Annotated in this window: 23 protein-coding genes; 10 read left to right on the top strand and 13 right to left on the bottom strand. The window is 65.6% G+C overall.

The window, feature by feature from the left end:
* Positions 1-75 precede the first annotated feature (75 nt).
* A complete protein-coding gene (locus ACZ1JX_RS18565) occupies positions 76-1,365 on the top strand; it encodes an NADH:flavin oxidoreductase/NADH oxidase family protein (protein WP_465126828.1) in 1,290 nt (429 codons plus the stop codon).
* A 12-nt stretch (positions 1,366-1,377) separates the two neighbouring features.
* On the opposite strand, the gene ACZ1JX_RS18560 is transcribed toward ACZ1JX_RS18565, so the two are convergent.
* From ACZ1JX_RS18560 to ACZ1JX_RS18535, 6 genes are all read right to left on the bottom strand, one after another.
* Positions 1,378-3,585: a hybrid sensor histidine kinase/response regulator gene (locus tag ACZ1JX_RS18560; protein ID WP_465126827.1), complete on the bottom strand. Its 2,208-nt coding sequence runs from the start codon at positions 3,583-3,585 to the stop codon at positions 1,378-1,380.
* Positions 3,582-4,760 carry an FIST N-terminal domain-containing protein gene (locus ACZ1JX_RS18555; RefSeq protein WP_465126826.1) on the bottom strand — a complete coding sequence of 393 codons (1,179 nt, stop codon included), beginning with the start codon at positions 4,758-4,760 and terminating at the stop codon, positions 3,582-3,584. The genes ACZ1JX_RS18560 and ACZ1JX_RS18555 overlap by 4 nt, the downstream gene beginning before the upstream one ends.
* 36 nt (positions 4,761-4,796) lie before the next feature.
* Complete coding sequence (locus ACZ1JX_RS18550; RefSeq protein ID WP_465126825.1) at positions 4,797-5,222, bottom strand: DUF779 domain-containing protein; 426 nt, start codon at positions 5,220-5,222, stop codon at positions 4,797-4,799.
* On the bottom strand, positions 5,219-5,527 hold the full coding sequence (locus tag ACZ1JX_RS18545) for an EthD family reductase (RefSeq protein WP_465126824.1): 309 nt from the start codon (positions 5,525-5,527) through the stop codon (positions 5,219-5,221). Before ACZ1JX_RS18545 ends, ACZ1JX_RS18550 begins: the two co-directional genes overlap by 4 nt.
* A 150-nt stretch (positions 5,528-5,677) precedes the next feature.
* Positions 5,678-7,198 (bottom strand): aldehyde dehydrogenase, encoded by a 1,521-nt coding sequence (gene adh, locus ACZ1JX_RS18540; RefSeq protein ID WP_465126823.1) that lies wholly within the window; start codon positions 7,196-7,198, stop codon positions 5,678-5,680.
* A gap of 98 nt (positions 7,199-7,296) precedes the next feature.
* A complete protein-coding gene (locus ACZ1JX_RS18535) occupies positions 7,297-8,394 on the bottom strand; it encodes an acyl-CoA dehydrogenase family protein (protein ID WP_465126822.1) in 1,098 nt (365 codons plus the stop codon).
* 144 nt (positions 8,395-8,538) lie between these two features.
* On the opposite strand from ACZ1JX_RS18535, the gene ACZ1JX_RS18530 reads away from it, so the two are divergent.
* Positions 8,539-9,306, top strand: a complete 768-nt coding sequence (locus ACZ1JX_RS18530; RefSeq protein WP_465126821.1) for a helix-turn-helix transcriptional regulator — start codon at positions 8,539-8,541, stop codon at positions 9,304-9,306.
* A gap of 53 nt (positions 9,307-9,359) precedes the next feature.
* On the opposite strand, the gene ACZ1JX_RS18525 is transcribed toward ACZ1JX_RS18530, so the two are convergent.
* The 5 genes from ACZ1JX_RS18525 to ACZ1JX_RS18505 all read right to left on the bottom strand — a co-directional run bounded on the left by ACZ1JX_RS18525 (position 9,360) and on the right by ACZ1JX_RS18505 (position 13,538).
* Complete coding sequence (locus ACZ1JX_RS18525; RefSeq protein WP_465126820.1) at positions 9,360-10,238, bottom strand: MBL fold metallo-hydrolase; 879 nt, start codon at positions 10,236-10,238, stop codon at positions 9,360-9,362.
* A gap of 11 nt (positions 10,239-10,249) precedes the next feature.
* Positions 10,250-11,002, bottom strand: coding sequence for an SDR family NAD(P)-dependent oxidoreductase (locus ACZ1JX_RS18520; protein WP_465126819.1), 753 nt, complete (start codon positions 11,000-11,002; stop codon positions 10,250-10,252).
* A 1-nt stretch (position 11,003) separates the two neighbouring features.
* Complete coding sequence (locus ACZ1JX_RS18515) at positions 11,004-12,632, bottom strand: FAD-binding oxidoreductase (RefSeq protein WP_465126818.1); 1,629 nt, start codon at positions 12,630-12,632, stop codon at positions 11,004-11,006.
* Positions 12,629-12,961: a c-type cytochrome gene (locus tag ACZ1JX_RS18510; protein WP_465126817.1), complete on the bottom strand. Its 333-nt coding sequence runs from the start codon at positions 12,959-12,961 to the stop codon at positions 12,629-12,631. The genes ACZ1JX_RS18515 and ACZ1JX_RS18510 overlap by 4 nt, the downstream gene beginning before the upstream one ends.
* Positions 12,962-13,088: 127 nt before the next feature.
* On the bottom strand, positions 13,089-13,538 hold the full coding sequence (locus ACZ1JX_RS18505) for a DUF3429 domain-containing protein (RefSeq protein WP_465126816.1): 450 nt from the start codon (positions 13,536-13,538) through the stop codon (positions 13,089-13,091).
* A gap of 109 nt (positions 13,539-13,647) precedes the next feature.
* On the opposite strand from ACZ1JX_RS18505, the gene ACZ1JX_RS18500 reads away from it, so the two are divergent.
* The 8 genes from ACZ1JX_RS18500 (at position 13,648) to ACZ1JX_RS18465 (ending at position 21,671) form a co-directional block, all read left to right on the top strand.
* Positions 13,648-14,787: an FAD-binding domain-containing protein gene (locus tag ACZ1JX_RS18500; RefSeq protein ID WP_465126815.1), complete on the top strand. Its 1,140-nt coding sequence runs from the start codon at positions 13,648-13,650 to the stop codon at positions 14,785-14,787.
* Positions 14,788-14,903: 116 nt separating this feature from the next.
* Complete coding sequence (locus ACZ1JX_RS18495; protein WP_465126814.1) at positions 14,904-15,299, top strand: Zn-ribbon domain-containing OB-fold protein; 396 nt, start codon at positions 14,904-14,906, stop codon at positions 15,297-15,299.
* Positions 15,296-16,447 carry a thiolase family protein gene (locus ACZ1JX_RS18490; RefSeq protein WP_465126813.1) on the top strand — a complete coding sequence of 384 codons (1,152 nt, stop codon included), beginning with the start codon at positions 15,296-15,298 and terminating at the stop codon, positions 16,445-16,447. Before ACZ1JX_RS18495 ends, ACZ1JX_RS18490 begins: the two co-directional genes overlap by 4 nt.
* A gap of 5 nt (positions 16,448-16,452) precedes the next feature.
* Positions 16,453-17,667, top strand: coding sequence for an acyl-CoA dehydrogenase family protein (locus ACZ1JX_RS18485; RefSeq protein ID WP_465126812.1), 1,215 nt, complete (start codon positions 16,453-16,455; stop codon positions 17,665-17,667).
* Between the two features lie 12 nt (positions 17,668-17,679).
* Positions 17,680-18,654: a thiamine pyrophosphate-dependent dehydrogenase E1 component subunit alpha gene (locus ACZ1JX_RS18480; RefSeq protein WP_465126811.1), complete on the top strand. Its 975-nt coding sequence runs from the start codon at positions 17,680-17,682 to the stop codon at positions 18,652-18,654.
* Positions 18,655-18,670: 16 nt separating this feature from the next.
* On the top strand, positions 18,671-19,684 hold the full coding sequence (locus ACZ1JX_RS18475; protein ID WP_465126810.1) for an alpha-ketoacid dehydrogenase subunit beta: 1,014 nt from the start codon (positions 18,671-18,673) through the stop codon (positions 19,682-19,684).
* Positions 19,685-19,695: 11 nt separating this feature from the next.
* Entirely contained in the window at positions 19,696-21,144 is a 1,449-nt protein-coding gene (locus ACZ1JX_RS18470; RefSeq protein WP_465126809.1) for a dihydrolipoamide acetyltransferase family protein, read from the top strand.
* A complete protein-coding gene (locus ACZ1JX_RS18465; protein ID WP_465126808.1) occupies positions 21,141-21,671 on the top strand; it encodes a VOC family protein in 531 nt (176 codons plus the stop codon). Before ACZ1JX_RS18470 ends, ACZ1JX_RS18465 begins: the two co-directional genes overlap by 4 nt.
* A gap of 47 nt (positions 21,672-21,718) precedes the next feature.
* On the opposite strand, the gene ACZ1JX_RS18460 is transcribed toward ACZ1JX_RS18465, so the two are convergent.
* Both ACZ1JX_RS18460 and ACZ1JX_RS18455 read right to left on the bottom strand, forming a co-directional pair.
* A complete protein-coding gene (locus tag ACZ1JX_RS18460; RefSeq protein ID WP_465126807.1) occupies positions 21,719-22,252 on the bottom strand; it encodes a hemerythrin domain-containing protein in 534 nt (177 codons plus the stop codon).
* Between the two features lie 12 nt (positions 22,253-22,264).
* Positions 22,265-24,427 (bottom strand): catalase, encoded by a 2,163-nt coding sequence (locus tag ACZ1JX_RS18455; protein ID WP_465126806.1) that lies wholly within the window; start codon positions 24,425-24,427, stop codon positions 22,265-22,267.
* Between the last annotated feature and the right edge of the window lie 79 nt (positions 24,428-24,506).

The raw sequence follows: 24,506 nt of genomic DNA, 5'->3' as shown, positions 1-24,506 counted from the left end.
ACGCCGGTAAACTGTCACGAATGGGCAATTGCTCTTCGCCGCCGGTCTGGCAGACTGGGCGCGGGGGAGATTGCCATGCTGATCAACACACCACTGGCGCTGCCATGTGGCACCGTAATTCCGAACCGCCTTGCCAAGGGCGCAATGACCGAGGGGCTTGCCGATCCCTCGGGCCGACCGACGGCGGAGCTTGACCGGCTCTACGGCGTCTGGGCCGATGGCGGCGCGGGGTTGCTGATCACCGGCAACGTGCAGATCGACGGCGACCATCTTGAGCGGCCCGGCAACGTGATCATCGACCGCGCGCCCGATGAGGCGATGAAAGCGGCGCTGGCGCGGTGGGCCGAGGCGGGGACGCGCGCGGGCAACCAGCTGTGGATGCAGATCAGCCACGCCGGGCGGCAGACGCAGAGCACCGTAAATCCGCACCCGAAGGCACCTTCGGCGGTCAAGCTCGGGCTGCCGGGCGGGCAGTTCGGTGAGCCGGTGCCGCTGGAGGAGGCGGAGATCCTCGACCTGATCGGGCGCTTTGCCACTTGCGCCAGGGCCGCACAGGAGGCGGGCTTTGGCGGGGTGCAGATCCATGCTGCGCACGGCTACTTGCTTTCGCAGTTCCTCAGCCCGCGCAGCAACCAGCGCAGCGACCGGTGGGGCGGTTCGCTGGAGAACCGGGCGCGATTCCTGATGGAGACGGTGCGCGCGGTGCGTGACGCGGTGGGTCCGGCCTTCGGCATTTCGGTGAAGCTCAATTCGGCGGACTTCCAGCGCGGCGGGTTCGCGTTCGAGGAAAGCCTGGAAGTGGCGCGCTGGCTGGAAGGGGCGGGGGTGGACCTTCTTGAGGTTTCGGGCGGGTCCTATGAACAGCCCGCTATGATGGACATGGAGGGGCTTGAGGCCGTGGAACGGCCAGACGTCCCAGCGTCGACTGCGGCACGCGAGGCCTATTTCGTCGACTTTGCCAAGGCAATGAAGGCGAGCCTGACCAGGAGGCCGTTGATGGTCACGGGCGGCTTCCGCAGCCGGGCCGCGATGCAGCATGCGCTGGAGACGGGCGCGGCGGACCTGATCGGCATCGGCCGTCCGCTGTGTGCCGCGCCTGCGGCCTGCCGCGACCTTCTGGAAGACAGGGGGGACTTGCCGCGCTTCGAGGCAACCCTGCGCATGTTGCCCCCGGCCCTGCGCTGGCTCGAACGGTTCGATGCCGTGCGCACCATCGCGGGCTTCGGCGTGCAGATGTGGTACTATGCCCAGATCGATGCGCTGGGGCGGACCGGGCGGCCCGATCCGGACAAATCGGTCTTCGCCTCGCTGCTGCAGGTGCAGGGTCAGGCCAAGGCGTGGATGAAGGCGCGACGCGCGCTCTAGAAAACGGGCGCTTTAAAGCACGTCCCTCTGGCGCAGGAAGGCGCGGAGTTGCGCGGGCTTTACCGGCTTGTTGAGGAGCGGGAGCGCGAGGGCTGCGAGGCGGGTCTTGGTCTCCTCGCCGCGGTCGGCAGTGATGACCATGGCGGGCAGATCGTAGCCCGCGCGGCGGCGCAGGGCGGCGATGGCTTCATCGCCGGTCTGGCCGTCGTCGAGGTGGTAATCGACGATGGTCATGGCCGGTTTGCGCGCCAGTGCAGCGCTGACGCTGTCGTCGGCAGGATCGCGCGCGGTGACCACTTCGAGGCCCCAGTTCTCAAGCAGGGCCTCCATGCCGGAAAGGATCGACGGATCGTTGTCGATCACCAGCACGAGGCCGCCATTGCCGGTGGGCGCAGCGGATGCAGGTTCGGCGGGCGCAGGCGCGGCGACCGGCTCGACCCGGGGCAGCAGGATCGAGAAGGCCGAGCCGAGGCCGGGGACCGAATCCAGCCCGATGGGATGATCGAGCATGGTCGAGACGCGGCGGACGATGGCAAGGCCAAGGCCCTTGCCGGGGATCTTCTGCGTCTTGCCGACGCGGCGGAACTCGCCGAAGATTTCCTCGCGGTCCTGCGCGGCAATGCCGGGGCCGGTATCGCGCACGGTCACGCGCACCTGCCCGTCAAGCTTTGCCACTTCCACCGAGACGCGGCCCGCATCGGTATAGCGGATCGCGTTGGAGACGAAGTTCTGGAGCACGCGGCGCAGCAGGCGCGCGTCGGAGCGGACCCATGCATCGGTTTCCACCACATCGAACTGCAGGCCCCCGGCTGCGGCAAGCGGGGCGAACTCCACGCGCAAGGTCTGCAGGATCGAGCCCAGCGACTGGTGGCCGATCTCGGGCTGGATGGCGCCTGCATCGAGGCGCGAGATTTCGAACAGGGCTTCGAGCAGGTCCTCGACCGAATCGAGCGCGGTGGAGGCCTGGGCGACCAGTGCCTGCGGGCGTTCGGGCAGGCGCAGCCCGTCCATGGCCGAGACGAACAGGCGCGCAGCGTTCAGCGGCTGGAGCAGGTCGTGGCTGGCGGCGGCAAGAAAGCTGGTCTTTGAGCGGTTGGCCGTCTCGGCCTCGTTCTTGGCCTCGACCAGCTGGCGGTTGACCTCGACCAGTTCGGCGGTGCGCTCCTCCACCCGGCGTTCAAGCAGTTCAGCCGTTTCGGTGAGCGAGCGTTGCAGGCTGACGTGGTCGGTCACGTCGTCGAAGGTGAAGACCATGCCGCCATTGCCCAGCGGAACCGAGCGGATCACGAAGTGGCGCCCGTCCATCAGGCATTCGGCGGAAAGCTGGCGCGTATCGCCCTCGCGCCAGGCGAGGCTGTCAGCGCATTCGAGGCCCAAGCGCCAGCTGCACCATTCGACCAGCTGGGAGTGGCTCTCGACATGGCGCAGCAGGTCTCCGCCCGAAAGGCCGAGGACACGCACCAACCCTTCGTTCCACGCCTGCATCCGGCGCTGGGCATCGAACAGGCAGACGCCTTCGGACAGGGTATCGAGCGTGGCCTGTAGGGCGAGGTTGCGCTCGGCCAGTTCGAGCGCGCGCTGGCGGGCGTCCTCGGCCTTGACCGAGGTGATGTCGGTATAGATGCCGACGATGCCGCCATCGCTGGTGCGCAGCTCGTTGATCTGGATCCAGCGCCCGTCGTTCAGCGCCTGAACGTGCGCCCCTTCGGCGCGGCGGTGCCAGTCGACGCGGTCGCTCAGCCAGCGGTCGGGCGCCATGGCCGCGCCCATGGTGGAACCGGTCAGGGCAACGCGGCTGGCCATTTCGGAGAATTCGGGGCTGTCACCCGAGATCGGCTCGACCGCCGGAAAGATCCTGAGGAAGGCGCGGTTGCACAGGATCAGGCGGTCATCGGCATCGAACAGGGCGAAGCCGTCGCTCAGCGATTCAATGGCATCGCGCAGGAGGACGCGGGCGGCGGTGGCATCCTCGTTGGCGGCGGCGAGTTCGGCCATCGCCGCTTCGAGTGCGCTGGTGCGATCACGCACCACGGATTCGAGCGCGATGGCCGTCTCGAACATCGAGAACGCGCCGCCTTCCATGTCGACCGAGCGTTCGACCCGGTCCATCAGCGCGGCGTTGATCTTCTCAAGCTGGCGCACGCGGGCGCGCAGGGCGGTAATCTCGTCCTCGCCATTGACCATCGCTGGCGCGAGGATGCCGGTGAGGCCGCTGTTCATCGCCCCACCGCAAGTCCAGTGAAAGTCTGGTTCATGTGCGCAGCGCGGAACTGTTCGCCATAGGTGTTGAAGCCGAACACGCGGTTGGCAACATACATCCGCGAGACCGCGCCTGCCTGCTGGCGGTCCTCCGCATCGAGCCGGTTGAGCACGCAATCGAAGCCGACGACGTGGTCGATCTCGCCGACCTTGTCGCCGATTTCCTCGAACAGGGCGTCCATCTCGGCGATGCGGTCAATCGGCTCCCCGATCGAAAGGACCACGCCCGTGTCAATGGCGCAGTAAAAGGTGAGCGAGCCGTCCGCGTTCGCAGTCTGGATCGAGCGGACGTGGAACTGTCCGCCGGTGCGCACGATCGGGGGATAGGCGGCGAAGAACTGGGCGTTGAGTTCGGTCACCGGGCTGCCCGCGAGGCGGCGGTATTCCTCGGCAGCGGGGGCGGCGTTGATTTCGGTGACGACGCGGGATTCGGCGTCGGCCTCGGTGATGACCATCTTGGCAGGACCGGGGCGGTAGAAGCTCTTGCAGAAGACGTGAAGCGGGCGGCGGCTGGTGAGCAGCACGATGACCGCCGCGTCCTTGTGGAACGCGCCTTCATGGAAGATCGCAGTGTCGCGGAAGGAAAGACCGTCGCCGCTCGACCCGCCGATCAGCTGGATATCGCCCAAGGCATGCTGCGCGGTCATCGTCAGCAGCTCCTCGCGGTGGGACAGGCCATCGACGAAGAACAGTGCAACTTGATGCAGCCCCTCGCCCGCGCCGTGATCACGCCGGGACTGGGCGACGAGCTGGCGGATCGCACCCTGCGCGGCGGCGGGATCGAAGCTGTCGAGATCGTCGAAGCGCAGCGAGGCCATCGAGAACGGGCCTTCGGGAAAGCCGATGAGGACGACCGAATGGGTATCATAGCCCTGCTCGGTCAGCTCGCCCGCACTGGTGCAACCGTAGAGGCGGACATCGGGCATGCGCTCGGCCAGAGCCTGTTGCAGGGCATCGCGCGGGTAGGCATTGGAGCAGAACAGCAGCGCGCCTGAAAGCTTGCGGCCAGCGATGCATTCGGCAAGTTCGGCAACGGCGGCCTGCGGATCGGCGGCGCGCGACGTGCAGGCGATCATCCGCGCATCATCGCCAGATGTCGCGATCCGTGTCGCCATATCCATCACTGCATCCTCCATGGCCGACCTCTTGCGGGTTCTCCTGCCTGTGCCAGCTTAGGGCGAGATAGCCCCTGCGCCAAGCGCTGGCGCATCCCCGCGCATGGGTTCGCCCGCCGCTTCGAGCGCAGCGCTCTCCTCATCGGAAAACACCCGGCTGCGAACGATGAAGCGGACGCCTTCGGGCGCTTCGAGGCTCATGCCCGCGCCGCGTCCCGGCACGACATCTATGGTGACCTGGGTGTGCCGCCAGTATTCGAACTGGGCCGCCCCGATCCAGACCGGCGTGTCTTGCGCCACGTGGCCGAGCAGCACGTCCTGCCCGCCGACGCGGAATTCGCCCGCGACGAAGCACATGGGAGCAGAGCCATCGCAGCATCCGCCCGACTGGTGGAACATCAGCGCCCCGTGTTGCGCCTTGAGCCGGGAAATCCATTCCCCGGCCTCCGGCGTAATCAGAACACGAGGCGGCTGACTGCTCATCCGACTTCGGAAATCATGATGCTCGCGCCGCCGGTGGCGAAGTTGGCGATATCCGCGCTGGCGGCCTGCGCCTGAGGCGAGGACATCGCCGCAGCCATCGCGGCGGCATCGGCATACCACAGCTGGGTCAGGCGATAGTAGGCGGGCGGGCTGCCATCGGGACCGGGCAGGCCCTTGAGCAGGACAGCCTTTTCCAGCCCGGGAATCTGTTCGGCAATCGGCATGTGGGTGCCGAGGTAGTAGGCCTCGAACGCCTCCGGATCGGTGGGGGCATTGTAGAACACGTTGACGACGACCTGGGCCATCCATTCATCCTCTCATAGTTGTCGCTTCATCTTTGCGCTCTTGTGGCGCCTTGGCAATTGGCGGATCACAAATGGCGACGGCGCGGGCGGGACCTTCCTCCCTGCACCGCGCCGTCTCCCTCCAGCGATCACGCCGGTCTCACGTCATCCTCAGAAGAAGCCGAGCTTCTTGGGGCTGTAGCTGACCAGCAGGTTCTTGGTCTGCTGGTAGTGATCGAGCATCATCTTGTGGGTTTCGCGCCCGATGCCCGACTGCTTGTAGCCACCGAAGGCCGCGTGGGCCGGGTAGGCGTGGTAGCAGTTGGTCCAGACGCGCCCGGCCTGGATGCCTCGGCCGAAGCGGTAGGCGCGGGTTCCGTCGCGGGTCCACACCCCGGCGCCGAGGCCGTAGAGCGTGTCGTTGGCAATCTCGAGCGCTTCCTCGTCGGTCGAGAACTTGGTCACGGCAAGCACCGGGCCAAAGATTTCTTCCTGGAACACGCGCATCTTGTTGTGGCCTTCGAGCACGGTCGGCTGGACGTAGTAGCCGTCGGCCAGTTCACCGGTGTGCATCGCGCGCTCGCCGCCGGTCAGGACCTTGGCGCCCTCGTCGCGGCCGATCTGGATGTAGGAGAGGATCTTCTCCATCTGGTCGTTCGAGGCCTGCGCGCCGATCATGGTTCCGGCATCGAGCGGGCTGCCGAGCTTGATCGCCTCGACGCGGGCAATCGCCTTTTCCATGAAGCGGTCATAGATCGATTCGTGGACCAGCGCGCGGCTCGGGCAGGTGCAGACCTCGCCCTGGTTGAGCGCGAACATGGTGAAGCCTTCGAGCGCCTTGTCGAGGAAGTCGTCGTCGTGATCCATCACGTCGGCGAAGAAGATGTTCGGGCTCTTGCCGCCCAGTTCCAGCGTGCAGGGGATCAGGTTTTCGGACGCATACTGCATGATCAGGCGGCCGGTGGTGGTCTCGCCGGTGAACGCGATCTTGGCGATGCGCTTGTTGGTGGCGAGCGGCTTGCCTGCCTCGATGCCGAAGCCGTTGACGATGTTGAGCGTGCCGGCAGGCAGGATGTCTGCAATCAGTTCGGCGAGAACGAGGATCGACATCGGGGTCTGCTCGGCGGGCTTGAGGACCACGCAGTTGCCTGCGGCCAGCGCCGGGGCGAGCTTCCACGCCGCCATCAGGATCGGGAAGTTCCACGGGATGATCTGGCCGACCACGCCCAGCGGCTCATGGAAGTGATAGGCGACGGTATCGTGGTCGATCTCGGCGATCGAGCCTTCCTGCGCGCGGACGCAGGCGGCGAAGTAGCGGAAGTGATCGATGGCGAGGGGGATGTCGGCGGCAGTCGTCTCGCGGATCGGCTTGCCATTGTCGATGGTCTCGGCCAGCGCGAGGAGATCGAGGTTGGCCTCCATCTTGTCGGCAACCTTGAGCAGAATGTTCGACCGCTCGGTGGTGGACATCTTCCCCCACGCGTCCTTGGCGGCGTGTGCGGCGTCAAGCGCCAGCTCGATGTCCTCTGCCGTGCCGCGCGCCACCTGGCACACGACCTGGCCGGTCACCGGCGAGATATTGTCGAAGTACGCACCCTTGACCGGGGCAACCCACTTGCCGCCGATGAAGTTGTCGAACTTTTCGCGAATGAGCGAAATGCCAGTGAACTGGCTAAGGGCCTGCTGCAACATCCTCGGTACTCCGGGTCGATTGTCGTTGAGATCGACCCGGAGCATGCGCCCGCATCAGCGCGACGCCAATTGTACCTTGGAAGGATAGAGTGGGGTTGTCAGGCCGCTCCGGCGAAGCGGTCAAGCGCGGCCACGCCATCATCGGGCCAGCGCGAGAGCATGAGCAGGCGCTTATGGCCGTGGCCGATGAACAGCTCGTCGGTAACGCCCATGCCGCCGTGGAACTGGATCATCTCGTGACCAAGCTCGACCGAGGCAGGGGCGACAAAGGCGCGCAGGCCATCGACCGCAGCGGCAAAGCCTGCCGACCCCTGGCTGACGATGGCGAGATCGAGCAGCGCGCGGCCCTGTTCGATCGCGGCATATTGCGCGACCATGCGGTGCTGGATAGCCTGGAACGAGCCGAGCGGCGTGCCGAACTGCTGGCGCGTGCGCAGGTAATCGAGCGTGGCATCGAACAGCGACTGCATCACACCCAGCGCTTCGGCGGAGCGGGCGAGCGAGGCGAGCACGCCCACTTCGGCAACGTCGGCCAATGAACCGCCGAGGCGCACGGCGGGCGCGGCATCGAGCGAGAGCGCGACGGCGAGCGAGCCATCAACCATGCGCCAGGGATTGATCGACAGGCCCGGCGCGGCGGCAGCGACGAGATAGAGCGCAACGCCTGCGTCATCGGTGGCCGAGCCGCTTTCGCGGGCAGTGACGATGTAGCCGTCAACCCCGGCGCCTGCAGGCACGCAGGACTTGGCGCCGGTCAACGATCCGTCCGCATTGGCGCGGGTCTCGACGAAGGTGCGTCCGCCGCGTGCGCCCTGTTCGGCGTGGGCCAGGGCAAGACGGCGCGTACCCATGGCGAGTGCCTCCATCCATTGCCCGGCAAGTTCGGCAGGTGCGACGCGCTCGAACAGGCGGGCGGCGACCATCACGTTCTCGATCAGGGGTTCGACCACAAGGCCCTTGCCGAGCGCCTGGAACACCGTGGCGATGGCCGTGGCATCAAGCGCCATGCCGCCGCTCTCGAACGACAGCGGCGCGGCAACGAGGCCCAGTTCGGCCAGCAGCGACCACATCTGCGGCGAAAAGCCGTTGGGGCCACCCAGATAGACCCGGCGGCGATCAAGGTCGTAATTGTCGTCGACGAAACGCTCGGCCAGCGCCTTGAGCATTTCCTCGTCTTCGTTCAGGTCGAAATTCACGTCCCTCTCCTCAAGGGAATGACCTGTAACAAGTTCGCACGGCTCGCCATGCTGCGCAAATGACTAGGCGTTTGAGGCAATAGCGTCGTTGTTTCCAAAGGCTTCGCCCGGTATGGGTACGGCCATAAGTACAGGAGAGGTCAGTTGCAGCTTTCGGTGGAGTCCATCGATTCGGTCAGGATCAGCACACCGCAGGACGTGCGCCGCGCGGCTGAGGCCCTGCACCAGATCGCGACCGGTGCCGGAATGCGCGCGGCCCCGGCCCACGACATTGCCGACAAGCGCACGCCCGTCGATGCCGATGGCAACATCCTTGCCCGCGACGTGTTCGGCTGGAACGACGAGAAGGTGTGGTGGCGCAATTCGCGCATCGCGCTGGATTCGCCGCTGACCTCGGCCTGCCGGTTCGAGAGCGAGCCCTTCTGGGTCAACGCCAACGGCTTCCACACCCGCCAGCCCAACCACTACCTGACCGCCATCGACCTCACCAACTTCGAGGCGCGGGCAATGACCCGCGCTGCGATCGTGGTGCCGGTGCACCTGCCGTTCGGGCAGATCGGCGCGGTCAGCTTCAACCCGCTCGACCCGGAACTGACCGAGCTGGACGATGTCTTCCTCGAGAATGGCGATGCCTTCGGGATCTATGCCCGCACCTTCATCGCCAGCTACGTGCACGCGATGGGGTCGGCACAGGCCCTGCCCTCAGGCTCGCGCCTGTCCAAGCGTGAGGTCGAGTGCCTGCGCTGGGCGGCGATCGGCAAGACCGACCTCGAAATCAGCATGATCATGGGCCGCAGCCGCGCGACGGTGCGTTTCCATATCCACAACGCCTCGATGAAGCTGAACGCGGTCAACCGCAGCCAGACCGTGTTCAAGGCTGCGCAGCTGGGCTACATTTCGCTGGCGACTTGATGGATCCTCCCTCCCCGCCGGGGAGGGGGTGTAACAGGGCTCAATCCAGACCCTCATTCATCCCAAGGCGGAATCTCGCCCGCGCCGACCTGGCTGGAAATGCCGAGCAGGAAGCCGCCATAGACTTCGGTGGCGTTGGGATACTTCGCGGCCATGATCGCGGCGAGGTCCTTCGAGGTCTTGGACCGGCTGCGCGCATCGGCGAAGGCCTTGATGTAGGCGCGGGTCCAGCCGATGCTCATGGAGTCGTCGGGAAGGCCGGGCTTGGTGTGGCCCGCCACGACTCGAACCGGGTTGAGCGCCTCGAGCTGGTCGAGCACCTTGAGCCAAGCATCGTATTGCGCGGGGCCATGTTCGCCGAGCCAGACATAGACCCCGTTGTAGAGCACATCGCCCGCGATCAAGGTACGCGTCTCGGCGTCCCAGACCACGGTCGAATGGACATGGTCGCCCTGCATCGGCCCCATGACCTGCAGCTTGTGGCCTTCGAGGTCGAAGCTGTCGCCCGTCATGGCCTCCGGCTGGACCGGGCGCTTGGGTGCATTGGTGCCGAGCTGGCCGCTCCAGCGCTTGAACTTGATCGGGATCGAGCGGGCCATGTCCTTGGCCGCGACCGGGTTGGCGATGATCTTTGCGTCGGGGAAGGCATCCTGCAGCACATCGAGCCCGAAGAAGTGATCGGGGTGATCGTGGGTGATGATGATCGCCTTCAAGGTCTTGCCGCTGTCGAGCACTTCGGCGGCTACGCGCATCGCATCGGAGCGGGCGAAGGGCACGTCGACCAGCACCGCGTCCTTTTCGCCAGTGATCAGGGTGATGTTGGCGACCATGCTGACCGGGCTGGTCGGGATGACCTTATATTCAAGCGGCTTGGCCTCGGCAGCGCCGATGGAAAGCGCCGATGCGGCAAGCAATGCGATGAATTTGCGCATGGTGTGTCCCCTCAGTGGGCGGTCTGGCCGCCATCGATGGTGAAAGTGGCCCCGTTGATGAAGCTTGCGCCGTCCGAGCACAGGTGGAGCACAGTGGGGGCGATCTCCTCGGGCCGTGCGGCGCGGCCGGAGATGTTCTGGGCAAAGAACATGTCGGTGAAGGCGTTGCTGTCGGCCCAGTGCTGAGTCATCGGCGTCACCACGAAACCGGGCGCGATGGCGTTCACGCGGATGCCTTGCTGGGCGTATTCCACAGCGGCGGCCTTGGTGAGGCCCGATACCGCGTGCTTCATCGCGCAATAGGCGCTCATGTTCGGGTCCGCGATCAGCGCGCCGACGCTGGCAGTGTTGACGATTGTGCCCCCGCCGACGCTCAGGAAGTGGCGGATCTCGGCCTGCATCGCGAAGAACACGCCCTTGAAATCGACATCGATGGCAAGATCCAGCTCTTCCTCGGTCACTTCGTGGATCGGGCGCTGCGGGGGCAGGACGCCGGCATTGTTGAACGCCGCGTCCATCCGCCCGAACCGGTCGAGGCATTGCGCGACCAGTTCGTCGAGATCACCCGCCTTGCGCACATCGGTGCGGCGGAAGGCGGCGCGGCCCCCTTCTCCGAGGATCATCGCGACGGTCTCGTCGGCGCGATCATCGATATCGCCGATCATCACCGCGGCACCCTCGCGCGAGAAAGCCAGTGCGGTGGCCCGCCCGATGCCGGTGGCGGCGCCCGTCACGAGCACGGCCTTTCCTTCGAAACGCATCATCTCACATTATCCCTGATTTGCCGGGGGCCAGAATGCCGTTGGGGTCCACGGCATGCTTGATCTTGGCGTTGAAATCGCGGTTCACCTGCCCGTACTGCTGCGCGACGAGGTCCATCGAGTTGACCCCGGTGCGGTAGCTTGCCCAGCCTTGCGCGCCGAAGCGGGTGACCAGTTCGCGGTAGCAGGCGTCCGCCTTCTTCTCCTGCTCGGCATCGGACTTGTCGAACAACAGGGCGATGATGTGGTGCAGGTCGCGCCAGCCGATGGCATAGGCAGCGGTATAGTCGAAGCCCCACTTTTCGAGGATTTCGCGGGCCAGAGCGGTCTGGCGTTCGGCCTCCACCCCGCGCGCGGCGGCAACCGGCGCGAACCAGGCGAGGCCCCCGCCCGCCCCGCGCCAGCGCAGCAGGCCGATCTCGTCGAGGTTCAGGCCGCCTTCCATCAGCGTGGAATGGTGGTGGAACCACGGGTTGTCGCCCATTTCGGCGGCTGTCAGCACCTCCCCGCCGCTGGCCGTGAGGCTGGCGCGGATGATCGGCTCGATCGCGCCGACGGTCTGTTCAGTGCCGTAGAGCGCGAAGTAGGTGTTCCACATGCCCAGACCATTGGCCTTGGCCGCCTTCTTCAGCGAGGCTTCGTCCAGCGGCACGCCATCGGGCACGATCTCATTGCGGCGCTTGAACATGGCAAGCTGGTAGGACGCGCTCATCATCAAGTTGCAGTTGGCGACGAGGTTTGAGACGCGAAGCGGGCGCATCGCCTCGATGATCTTCGGCGTGTCCTCCATGTTGGGGTGCCGGATCATGAACGGCTTGTAGACCGGCGGCTTTGGCATCAGCCACAGGCCCATCTTGGTCACCACGCCGAAGTTCGACTGGGTGAACAGCCCGTCGAGATAGGGTCCGTAACCCCACTTGAACGCCTGCCACGCGGTGCTGCCCTTGATCGAGCCCATGCCGGTGCGCATGACCTGCCCATCGGCCAGCACCACTTCCATGCCGCACTGGAACATGAAGTGTTCGCCATAGGGCGTGTAGCCGACCCCGCGATCGAGCGTGTTGCCAACCGGCGAGGCGATAGGGCCGACGGTGGGCACGTCGATCCACAGGGGCAAGTTGTTCTCGACCAGATAGTCCTTGAGCTGCTGGTAGGTCACGCCCGGCTCGAGCAGGCAGGTGCCGAGATCGGCGTCCACCTCAAGGATGCGGTTCATCCGCTTGAGATCGAGCACGACCTGCCCCGGCGTTGCGGGCGCGGTCATGCCATAGCCCATGTTCTTGCCGGTGGAGACCGGCCAGAGCGGCTGGCGATAGGTGTTGGCGATGCGGACGATTTCCTGCACCTGCTCGACCGTCTCCGGGCAGACCGCACCGATGGGAACGTGGCGGTTCAGCGGATCGGGGACATAGACCTTGGCATAGGGCGCAACCGCCTCTTCATCGCCGAACACCCATTCGGCCCCGACGACGCCGCGAAACGCCTTCATCGCGCCGGCAAAACCGGCCTTGGTCATGTGCGGCGCAAGCGGCGCGGGGTTCTTCGCGCTGGCACCCGTGCCAAGCCCGAGGCTGGCGGCACCGATGATCCCTGCGCCCAGCAGGCCGCGACGGTCCAGATTGAGTTCGCTCACTGTCCGTGCTCCCCCTTGCGCGTTTCGCTCTTCTCGACCCACGCGGCGAGAGCTTCGAGTTCCTCCGGCTTCACTTCGGTCGGGCGGAAGGCGGGCATGCCGTTCTGGCCGTAGCGCACGATGTACTTGACGGTCTCTGCCGGAAGGGCGCGACCGAGGATGATCGGGCCGACATTGCGCCCATGGCAGTAGCCGCAGGTCTTGGCGTAAATCGTCTCAGGCGCGCGGATCGGTTGCGCTTCGCCCAGCTTCTGGCCCGCGATGGCTGGCGCGGCGAGCGCCACCAGCAAAATCCCTGCGGCAACGAGCGCCGTCCTGTCTTTCGGCATGATCCCCTCCGGTCCGGGACGGCCTTCAGGGCCATCTCCGCTTCACCGAAGAGTTATCGCGCAGACCCTTTGCCTGCCATCGGCGGTCTGCACGAGCGTTCCACGCAGCGAAACTCTCGTGCGAGCGTCAGCCGATCGCCGCCAGCACAAGCGTCAGAACGCCAAGCCCGCTGGCCATCCACACGCGCAGGCGCAACCAGCCTTCGGGCAGGGTAACATCGCCCGAAAGCTTGCGATCGACCAGCGGGCTGGCGAGGAGGAGAGCCCCGAGCGCCACCAGCGACGGCCCCGGCCAGTGCCAGCCCTCGCTCCACGGCAGGAGCGCGGCCCATGCGGCAAGGCTCGGCAGGACCGAGACGACATAGAGCCCCGACTTGCGAACGCCGCCCATCAGCCCTGCCATCCACCACAGCCCGCCAAGGAACGACAGGATCAGCGCGGCGTAGAAGCAGCCCGCCGCCTTGGCGGTCCACTGATACGGCCCCTTGTCGAGCACCGCCCAGATGCACAGCGCCTGCGGCAGCCAACCGGCAAGGCCAAGCACGGTAACGGCACGCGGGAGGGGAGAAGCAGGCATGCAGGCAGACTCCTTGATCGTCGCCCTGCTCTGGCCTTCTTGCCATGGCGCGGCAACACGGCCCTTTAGCCGCGTCGAGCCTGCCCCGTCGCAGGTCTAGGCACGGGCGATGGACAGCTTTCCCCTCACCCGTAGGGCCGCGCTCGAGCGGCTCGCGCGTTTCGTGCCGAAGGCGGGCAGCGCCTATGGCGCGCGGCGCAATCTGGTCGATCCGCACCGCGATCACGCCAACGTCTCGCGCCTCTCGGCTGCCCTGCGTCGCCGACTGATAGGCGAGGATGAAGTGGTACGCGCGGTGCTGGGGGCGCATCGGATCGACAGTTGCGACAAGTTCATCGCCGAAGTGTTCTGGCGGACCTACTGGAAGGGCTGGCTCGAGCAGCGACCGGGCGTGTGGCGCAGCTACCTTGCCGATTTCGATGCCTTCCATCCCGGCAGCGCGATTGCAGAAGCGATTGGCGGGCGGACCGGGATCGACGCTTTCGACCACTGGGCGCGTGAACTGGCAGAGACCGGATACCTGCACAACTGGGCGCGGATGCAGGTCGCCTCGATCTGGACGTTCACGCTGGGCCTGCCGTGGCAGCTGGGCGCACAGTGGTTCTTCGACAAGCTGATGGACGCAGACCCTGCCTCGAACACGCTCAGCTGGCGCTGGGTGGCGGGGCTGCACACGGCGGGCAAGAGCTACCTCGCCAATGCCGACCGCATCGCAGCGATGACCGGGGGGCGCTTTCGTCCAGATGGCCTTGCGCAGACTGCGCAAGGCCCCGCTGCCCCGCCCCATCCGCCGCGCACGCCCTTGCGCGAGCCACGGGCCATCGACCCGGCGCTGCCGACGCTGGTGCTGATCACGCCCGAGGACTGCTCGCTTGAAACCGTGCTGCCCTCGCTAGACGTGCGCATCGTGGTTGTCGCGGACACCATGACGCGCAACGCATGGGACCAGACCGCGCTGAGCGACGCTGCCTCGCGGGCCGCAGCGCACTGGCGATGCCCGGTCGGTGCAGGCGATGTTGCCACGCTGGCGGTGCAGCAAGGTTGCAAGCAGGTGGTCACGGGCTTTGCGCCGGTCGGACCGGTGGCAACCGCGCTCGAGGATTTGGGCACGGCGCTGGCGGCGCGGGACATCGTCCTTGCCGAACATCAGCGCCAATGGGACCGGCTGTGCTGGCCCGATTGCGGCAAGGGCTTCTTCAACCTGAAATCCCGTATTCCGCACCTTCTGGACGAACTGCAACTGGCCTGATCCCGACCTGTCCATTTGCTCACCCTAGCGTTTTGCAGAGTCGGCAAAAGTTGCTTGGACGGGTCTAGTGCATGAAATCGGAATCAGACCTCCGGAACTGCACGGACGGGAGTGGAATGCACGTTATCGCCCAAGGGCTCATTACCGAGGACAATCCGCCGCACCTGATCGGCGGGCGTGAGCGGGATACCGGGCGCGTCGTGTTTCCGTGTCCTTTGGGGGACCGGTACGAGCAGGTCGCGCTTTCGCGCACCGGCACACTGTGGTCGTACACCATCCAGCGCTACCGCCCGAAATCGCCGCCCTACAAGGGGCCTGAGGCTTTCCGCCCATGGGCTGTTGCCTATGTCGAACTGCCGGGCGAAGTGATCGTGGAATCGCGCCTGACCGACGTTGCCTTCGAGGATATCCGTATCGGCATGCCGCTTGAGCTGACCATGATCCCGCTCGATCCCGATGCGGAAGACTCCGTGATGATCCCCGCCTTCCGCCCCGCAGGAGCTGCAGCATGAGCGGTGACGTCTGCATCGTCGGTGTGGGTATTCACCCCTTCGGCCGCACCGATGGGCTCTCGGGCCTTGAACAGGGCGTCTTCGCCGTGCACGAGGCGCTGGCCGACGCCGGGATCGACTGGCCGCAGATCCAGTTCGCATATGGCAGCTCGGACGCGGCGGGCAATCCTGACACGATGGTCGAGCGCTTGGGTCTTACCGGCGTGCAGTTCATCAACGTGCGCAATGGTTGCGCGGCGGGGGGCTCGGCGCTGTTCTCGGCGCAGATGGCGATCAAGTCTGGCGAGTTCGACATCGGCCTTGCCGTCGGATTCGACAAGCATCCGCGCGGCGCGTTCAATGCCCTGCCTTCGGAATACAACCTGCCGGAATGGTACGGCGATGCCGGCTACATGATCACAACGCAGTTCTTCGCGGCCAAGATCATGCGCTACATGCACGAGCACGGCATCAGCCAGACCAGCCTTGCGCGCGTGGCCAACAAGGCCTTCCGCAACGCCGTTCACGCTCCCCACGCATGGCGGCGCGAGCCGGTGGACATCGAGACAATCCTCGAAGCGCCGCTCGTTTCGGACCCCTATACCAAGTACATGTTCTGCTCTCCGGCAGAGGGCGGCGTGGCGCTGATCCTTGCCAGCGAGAAGAAGGCGCGCGAGCTGGGCAAGCCGCTCGTCCGCCTCAAGGCCGCAACCATGCGCACGCGCCCGCCCAAGTCTTTCGAGGTCTTTGCCCCGTCCATCGACATCGGCGGCGGCAAGGCCACGGCCACGCAGATCGCCAGCGCCGATGCCTTCCGCATGGCCGGGATCGGGCCTGAGGACATCGCGCTCGCCCAGCTGCAGGACACCGAATGCGGCGCCGAGATCATGCACATGGCCGAGAACGGCTTCTGCAAGGATGGCGAGCAGGAAGCATGGCTGGCACAGGGCCGCACCGAGATCGGCGGCGCGCTGCCCGTCAACACCGATGGCGGCTGCCTTGCCTGTGGCGAACCGATCGGCGCTTCAGGCCTTCGTCAGGTCTATGAAAACGTCGTCCAGCTTCGCGGCGACGGCGGTGGCAGGCAGGTTCCCGGCAACCCCAAGACCGCATACAGTCACGTCTATGGCGCCCCCGGCGTCTCTGCCGTCACCATTCTCGAGCGCTGACACCCATGGATATCGATCTTTCCCCCGAAGAACTGGCCTTCCGTGACGAAGTCCGCGCGTTCCTTGCGCAGAACCTTCCGGCAGATGTGAAGGACGGCGCCGCCGCCTCGCCGACAGTCTTCGTCGAACCCGACATCGGCCAGCGCTGGAACGCGGTGCTCAACGAAAAGGGCTGGCTCGCCTATCAGTGGCCCAAAGAGGTTGGCGGCACCGGCTGGACTCCGACGCAGCGCTACATCTTCGAGAAGGAATGCGCGCTGGCAGGGGCGCCGAACCTGACCGTGCTCGGCCTCAAGCTAGTCGCGCCGGTCATCTATACCTTCGGGACGCCCGAACAGAAGGCCAAGTACCTGCCCAGGATCCTCTCGGGCGAGGATTACTGGTGCCAGGGCTTCTCCGAACCCGGCTCGGGATCGGACCTCGCCAGCCTGCAATGCCGCGCCGTGCTTTCGGATGACGGCACGCACTACAAGCTCAACGGCTCGAAGATCTGGACCACCCACGCGCACTGGGCGAACAGGATGTTCGCGCTCGTGCGCACCGATGCCAACGTCAAGAAGCAGGCGGGCATCTCGTTCCTGCTGGTCGACATGAACCAGCCCGGCGTTTCCGTCCGCCCGCTGCTGACGCTGGCCGGGGACCACGAGGTCAATCAGGTGTTCCTCGAAGACGCGATCGTCCCGGTCGAGGACCGCGTGGGCGAGGAAGGCGATGGCTGGAAGCTCGCCAAGTTCCTGCTCGAAAACGAACGCGGCGGATCGTGCCATTCGCCCAAGCTTGAATACGATCTCGCCCAGATCGAACAGGCCGCAGCGGGCGAGCCTGATGGCGCGGGCGGTAAGCTGGCCGACGACAGGGACTGGAAGCGCCGCGTCGCCAAGGTCCGCCTCGGCATCCAGAGCCTCGAAATGATCGAGCTGAAGATCCTGTCCGAGATCGCCAAGGGCCGCGCGCCCGGTCCGCAGACCTCGCTGTGCAAGCTGCTCGCCTCGAACCTGCGGCAGGACGTAGATTTGCTCGCCGTGGACCTCTACGGCCCGGCCGGGCTCCAGCTCGATTTCGCACGGCCGTTCTACGGCGACAACGCGCCTGCTCCGATTCATTCGAGAGAAGCGCAAGTCGCCTCGGCACGCTATCTCAACAGCCGTGCCTGGACCATTTTCGGCGGAACCAACGAAGTGCAGGCGGGCATCATCGCCCGGACTGTTCTCGGACTTTAAGGGAAGAAAAGGATGCAGCTGAGCCGTGAGGCGCTATTGCGCGCCTATCGCCAGATGAAGGTGATCCGCGAATTCGAGGAACGTCTTCACGTCGATATCCAGACCGGTGAGATCGCCGGGTTCACGCACCTCTATTGCGGGCAGGAAGCCGTCGCAGTGGGCGTGTGCGAGCACCTTTCGGTCGATGACAAGATCGTCTCGACCCATCGCGGCCACGGCCATTGCCTTGCCAAGGGCTGTGACGTGAACGGGATGATGAAGGAGATCTGGGGCAGCCGCGAAGGCCTGTGCAAGGGCAAGGGCGGCTCGATGCACATCGCCGACGTCGACAAGGGCATGCTCGGTGCCAACGGCATCGTCGGCGCGGGCGCTCCCATCGCCGTGGGCGCAGGCATCGCCGCCAAGATCGACGGAAAGGGCAAGGTCGCCATCACCTTCTCGGGCGACGGCGCGTGCAACCAGGGCACCACCTTCGAAGCCATGAACATGGCCGTGGTCACCAAGGCCGCGACGATCTTCGTGTTCGAGAACAACCACTACTCCGAACACACCGGCTACCAGTATGCGGTCGGCACCAGCGGCGATATCGCCAGCCGCGCCGAAGCCTTCGGCATGAAGGTCTGGCGCGGGGACGGGACCGACTTCTTCTCGGTCTATGAAACCATGCGCGAAGTGCTCGATTACGTCCGCGTCCCCGGCAACGGTCCGGCGGCGGTCGAGTTCGATACCGAGCGCTTCTTCGGCCACTTCGAAGGCGATCCGCAGCGCTATCGCGGTCCGGGCGAGCTCGATCGCATCCGCGAGATGCGCGATTGCCTCAAGAACTTCCGCAAGTCGGTGACGGATGCAGGCCTGCTCGAACACGCCGATCTCGATGCGCTCGATGCCGAAGTGCTCGAAGTGATCGAGGAATCCGTGCGCCAGGCCAAGGCCGCTGACCGGCCCACCGCCGAAGACGTCCTGACCGACGTCTATATCTCGTACTGAGCCGGGGAGCGGACAAATGGCAAAAATGATGTACCGCGACGCCGTCGTCTCGACGATCGCAGAGGAAATGGAGCGCGACGAGAATGTCGTCATGCTCGGTGAAGACATTGTCGGCGGCATGGGCACGCCGGGCGGCCCCGAAGCCATCGGTGGCATCTGGTCGACCTCGACCGGGCTGTTCGGAAAGTTCGGCGCGGACCGCGTGATCGACACCCCGATCTCGGAAAGCGCGATCATGGGCGCGGCGGCCGGCCTTGCGCTTTCGGGCAAGCGCCCGATTGCCGAACTGATGTTCGCCGACTTCATCGGCGTCTCGCTCGACCAGATCTGGAACCAGCTCGCCAAGTTCCGCTACATGTTCGGCGGCAAGACCAAGTGCCCTGCGGTGATCCGCATGGCTTATGGCGCAGGCTACAACGCCGCTGCCCAGCACAGCCAGGCCGTCCACCAGATCCTCACCGGGATGCCCGGTCTCAAGGTGGTGATGCCCAGCACGCCGGATGACGTGAAGGGCCTGCTGCGCACCGCCATCCGTGACGATGATCCGGTGATCTTCCTCGAGCACAAGGCACTCTACGGGATGAAGGGCGAAGTGTCCGACGATCCCGATTACATGATCCCCTTTGGCCACGCGCGCCTTTCCCGCGCCGGGCAGGACGTGACCATCGTCTCGACCGGCTTGCTGCTTGGCTTCTGCGAGGCCGTGGCCGACAAGCTGGCCGCCGAGGGCATCGGCTGCGACGTGATCGACCTGCGCACCACCAGCCCGCTGGATGAAGAGGCGATCCTCGACTCCGTGGAAGTCACCGGTCGCCTGATCGTGGTTGACGAAGCGCCGCCGCGCTGCAGCCTTGGTGCCGACATCTGCGCGCTGGTTGCCGAAAAGGCCTTCGCCAGCCTCAAGGCCCCGCCGCTGTCGGTCAACCCGCCGCACACCCCCATCCCGTTCGCGCGCGAGCTGGAAACTGCCTACCTCCCTTCGGTCGACAAGATCGAAGCGGCGGTGCGCAAGGTCCTGAGCTACCGTTGAGGAGCCGCGACATGGCCAATATACGCCCGTTCTGCATGCCCAAATGGGGCATCGAAATGACCGAGGGCACGATCGCCGAATGGATGGTCAAGGAAGGCGAGGCCTTTTCCAAGGGCCAGCTGCTGTGCCTGATCGAGACCGACAAGATCACAAACGAGGTCGAAGCCGAATACGATGCGGTGCTCAAGCGCCTGCTGACGCCCGCCAGCGATGAGGCGCACCCGGTGGGCGCGCTGCTGGCGGTCTTCGCCGATGCCGATACCACCGACGCCGAAGTCGATGCGTTCATCGCCACCTTCAAGCCTGCCGAAACCTCGGTCGCGGCCAAGGCTGGCGGCGCTTCCCCTGCCCCGGCAGCGGCGGCGGCTCCGGCCCCTGCTGCTGCCGCAGCACCCGCGCGCGAGCCGAAGAAGATCGTCACCAACCGCGCGATCAGCCCCGAAGCGCTCAAGCTTGCCGAAGCCGAAGGCGTCGACATCGAACCGATCGCAGGATCGGGCCGCAACGGGCGCATCACCTATCAGGACGTGGTGCAGGCCCTGCGCCCGGAACGCGCCGCCAGCTTCAAGGGCACGGCGCAACTGGTTGCAGACACGCCCGAAGCCTTCGCCTCGCCGCTCGCCCGCCGCATCGCGGCACAGCAAGGCATTGTGCTGGCCGGGATCAAGGGCACCGGCGCGCGCGGCCGCATTTCCAAGGCTGACGTGCTGGCACTGGTCAAGCCGACCACGGCTGCACCAGCGGTCGCCTTCGGTGCACCGTTCGAGCTGGTCGCCAACCAGCCCAGCGTCCAGCCCTTCGACAAGGTGCGCAAGGTCGTCGCCCGCCGCCTGACCGAAGCCAAGCAGACCATCCCGCACTTCTACCTGCGCGTCTCGGCCTCGGTCGATGCGCTGATGGACTTGCGCAAGACGGCGAACCTCGTGCTCGGCACCAAGGCCTCGATCAACGACTACATCGTCAAGGCCGTGGCGCTGGCGCTGGTCAGGCACCCCGATGTCAACGTGCAGGTCCATGGCGATGCCGTGCATTCCTTCCCGCACGCCGATGTTGCCATTGCCGTGGCCAGCCCCAAGGGCCTCGTCACGCCCATCGTCCGCCAGGCCGACCGCATGCACATCGCCCAGATCGCGGCGACCACCCGCGCGCTGATCGACAAGGCGCAGGCTGGCAAGCTCGGGTTCGAGGACATGGACGGCGGCACTTTCTCCGTCTCCAACCTCGGCATGTTCGGGATCGAGCAATTCGACGCGATCATCAATCCGCCGCAGGGCGCGATCCTTGCCGTTGGCGGGGTGAACCGCGTGGCGGTGGAAGCAGCCAACGGCGACATCGCCTTCGAAAGCCGCATCGGCCTGACCATGTCGGTCGATCATCGTGCCATCGACGGCGCGGCGGGCGCGCAGTTCCTGCAGACCTTGAAGGGCCTGCTCGAAGCACCCGAGGGCCTGTTCGCATGACCCGCGCGATCACCAAGCTGGGCCCTGTCGGCCAGCTCGCCTATCTGCCGTCCGATTTCGACGCGGCGGTCAAGTACTGGACCGAAACCATGGGCGTCGGCCCGTTCTACCTGATGGAGAACGTCGCGCTCGGGCATGCCAAGTACAAGGGCGTCCCCACCGGCGCGGTCTTCTCCATCGCCATCGCCTATTGGGGCGATGTGCAGATCGAGCTGATCCGCCCGGAGAACGCCGAGCCATCGATCTACACCGGCGAATATGCCGTGACCGACCGCCTCCACCACATCTGCATCTTCGTCGATTCCATCGCCAAAGCCCGCGCCGCCTGTGCCGAGGCAGGCGCGGAGATCCTCGTCGAGGGCAAGGTCGGAGCCGATGGCGAAGTGATCTATGTCGATCCCGGAATGGGGCCGGGGCACGTGATCGAACTGCTCCAGAACATGACCGGCGCCGATGGCATCTTCCAGATGATCAAGGACGCCGGAAAGGACTGGGACGGCACGGAACCGCTGCGCAAGCTGGGCTGAGCACCGGGTCCAGACTCAGGCGATATCGTTGATCCGCAGCCGGGGCTTCACTTCGGCTGCGGCCTTCTCCGCCTTCTTGCGCCGTTCGAACACGGCCAGCATGTGCTTGCGGTCGGCGGCGGTGAGGATCTTCTCGCTCTCGACGAACTGCTCCTGCTCTTCCTCGCGGATGTGATGGAGATGGTGCCCATGTCGCGCGCGGCAAGGTCGTCGAGCATCTTGTCGATGTCCTTGTGCTCGGCCACGGCATGGCGGGCGAATTCGGTTGTCTCCGGATTGCGCAGCACGGTTGACCACAGCGCCTGCTCCTCGGCAGCGGCGTGGCCCTTCAGTTCATAGACCAGCTCCTCGAACAGCGCCTTGGCCTCAACGCCCTTGCCGCCGGTTGCCTCCAGCATGGCGAGCAGCGCGCGGTGTCGGTCATGATCCTCGACGAGCCGCCCGAACACATCGGGCAACCCGCGAAGGTCGGTGGCCGGAGTCTGGCCGATATGCGCCGGCACCTCCGGCGCGATGGCCTTGGCCTTGGCAACGGCCTTGGCTTTCGCTTCATCCGGCTTGATCTTGTTGACTGTCGCCACCACCGTTGCTCCTCAGGCGAGATCGCGGACCTTCGGCTCGCGCGCGAAGTGCCGCACCGGGCCGACCTCCATCAGCTTTTCATTGGGGACGACGCCTTCGTCCGGCTCGACCCCCGCCTTGGCGAGGATGACCTTGGTCCCGTTGCAGTGGGCGATGGTCTTGCAGTGGCCATAAGCGTCCATGAACCACTGCACCGCCGCGCCCTGCAGGCTGAGCTTCTCGGCCTCTGCGGGCATCAGCACCGAGGCAACCGCATCGAACAGCACAGAGGGCGAGCCTTCCAGCTTGCCATCGGCCTTGAGCGTCCCACCCTTGACCGCAATGCCGCCAACCTTGGGCGCGACGAGGAACACGCTGCCGCCCGCCGCTTCGACATCGGCCTTCATCCTGTCGATCGTCGCCATGTCCGATCCTTCGGCAAAGAGAATACCCAGCTTGCGGCCCTCGAACGTCTTCTTGCTCTGCTTCTGGATCGACAGGGCATCGGAAGGCTTCATCTCCACCGGCTCACGCGCGGCAGGAGCCTTCTCGGGCAGGTCCATGGCAAGGCCATCGGCCACGCGCGCGGCCAGCCCTTCATCGACATTGCGCAGGCGCGAAAGCACCCGCAGGCGAACGTGCTCCAGCGTCACCTTCGAAAGCTCGAACACCAGCGCCGAGGCGATGTGCGCCTGCTCGTTCGCGGTCTGCGAATGGAAGAACAGCGCGGCCTGGCTGTAGTGATCGGCGAACAGTTCGGCCCGCACGCGCACCTTCTCGGTCGGATCGTTGCGCTCCCCGTTCTCGCGGAACGAGGTGAAGCCGGTATCGGGACAAGCACGCGGGCCGCTGTCCTCGCCCGCCTCGTTCAGCGAATTCGGCTCGTAGTTGGCGCGGCCCGTCGGCACCAGCGTCTGCATCATGCCGTCGCGCTGCATGTTGTGGAACGGGCATTTAGGCGCGTTGATCGGGATCTGGTGGAAGTTGGTCGTGCCAAGGCGCGACTTCTGCGTATCGAGGTACGAGAACAGCCGCCCCTGCAGCAGCGGATCGTTCGAGAAATCGATGCCGGGGATCACGTTGGTCGGCATGAACGCCACCTGCTCGGTCTCGGCAAAGAAGTTATCGACATTGCGGTTGAGCGTCATCCGCCCGACGATCTCGACCGGCACATCCTCTTCCGGGATCAGCTTGGTCGCATCGAGCACGTCATAGGGCTGCGCTGCGGCGAAGTCCTCGTCGAACACCTGCACGCCAAGGTCCCAGGCCGGGAAGCTGCCTGCGGCAATGCTTTCGAACAGGTCGCGGCGGTGGAAGTCCTGATCGGCCCCGGCAATCTTCACCGCCTCGTCCCAGATCAGCGATTCCATGCCCAGCACCGGCTTCCAGTGGAACTTGACGAACTTGCCCTGCCCTTGCGCATTGACGAAGCGGAAGGTGTGGACGCCAAAGCCTTCCATCATGCGCAGCGTGCGCGGAATGGCGCGGTCGCTCATCGCCCACATGATCATGTGCATCGATTCCGGCATCAGTCCGATGAAGTCCCAGAACGTGTCATGCGCGCTCGCCGCCTGCGGATAGCCGCGATCGGCTTCCATCTTCACCGAATGGACCAGATCGGGGAACTTCATCGCGTCCTGGATGAAGAACACCGGGATGTTGTTGCCAACCAGGTCCCAGTTGCCTTCATCTGTGTAGAACTTCACCGCAAAGCCGCGCACGTCGCGCGGGGTGTCGATCGATCCGGCCCCGCCCGCCACGGTCGAGAAGCGCACGAACACCGGGCAGGTCGTCCCCTTCTTCTGGAACAGCCCCGCGCGGGTCAGCTCCGGAAGTGCCCTGGTCACCTCGAACACGCCATGCGCGCCCGATCCGCGGGCGTGGACGATGCGTTCGGGGATGCGTTCGTGGTCGAAGTGGAAGATCTTCTCGCGCAGGATGAAGTCTTCCAGCAGCGTAGGCCCGCGCTCACCCGCTTTCAGGCTGTTCTGGTTGTCGGACAGGCGATGGCCGAAATTGTCGGTCAGGAAGCCATCAGCCGCGCTGCCGGCCTCGGCATCCTGATGCGTCTCCCCGGCATTGCCGAGATCCGTCGCGTATCCGGGTCGGCCCGCGCCGGGCTGGTGATCGCGCAGGGCATTGTCGAGCGCAGGCGAGCGGTTAGCGTCAGCCTTGCCGTTGCGGGGAATAGCCATGTTTCGATCCTTCGTGAGAGATTGCAGAAGCAGCCCCTCACGTGGTGCCGTCCGCCTCACCCAAGAACCGGAACCGCGC

The organism is Novosphingobium sp. BL-A-41-Hi4A-0G, assembly GCF_055521735.1.
The sequence above is the reverse complement of the archived record's forward strand: the minus strand, read 5'-3'. Positions and strand labels throughout refer to the sequence as shown.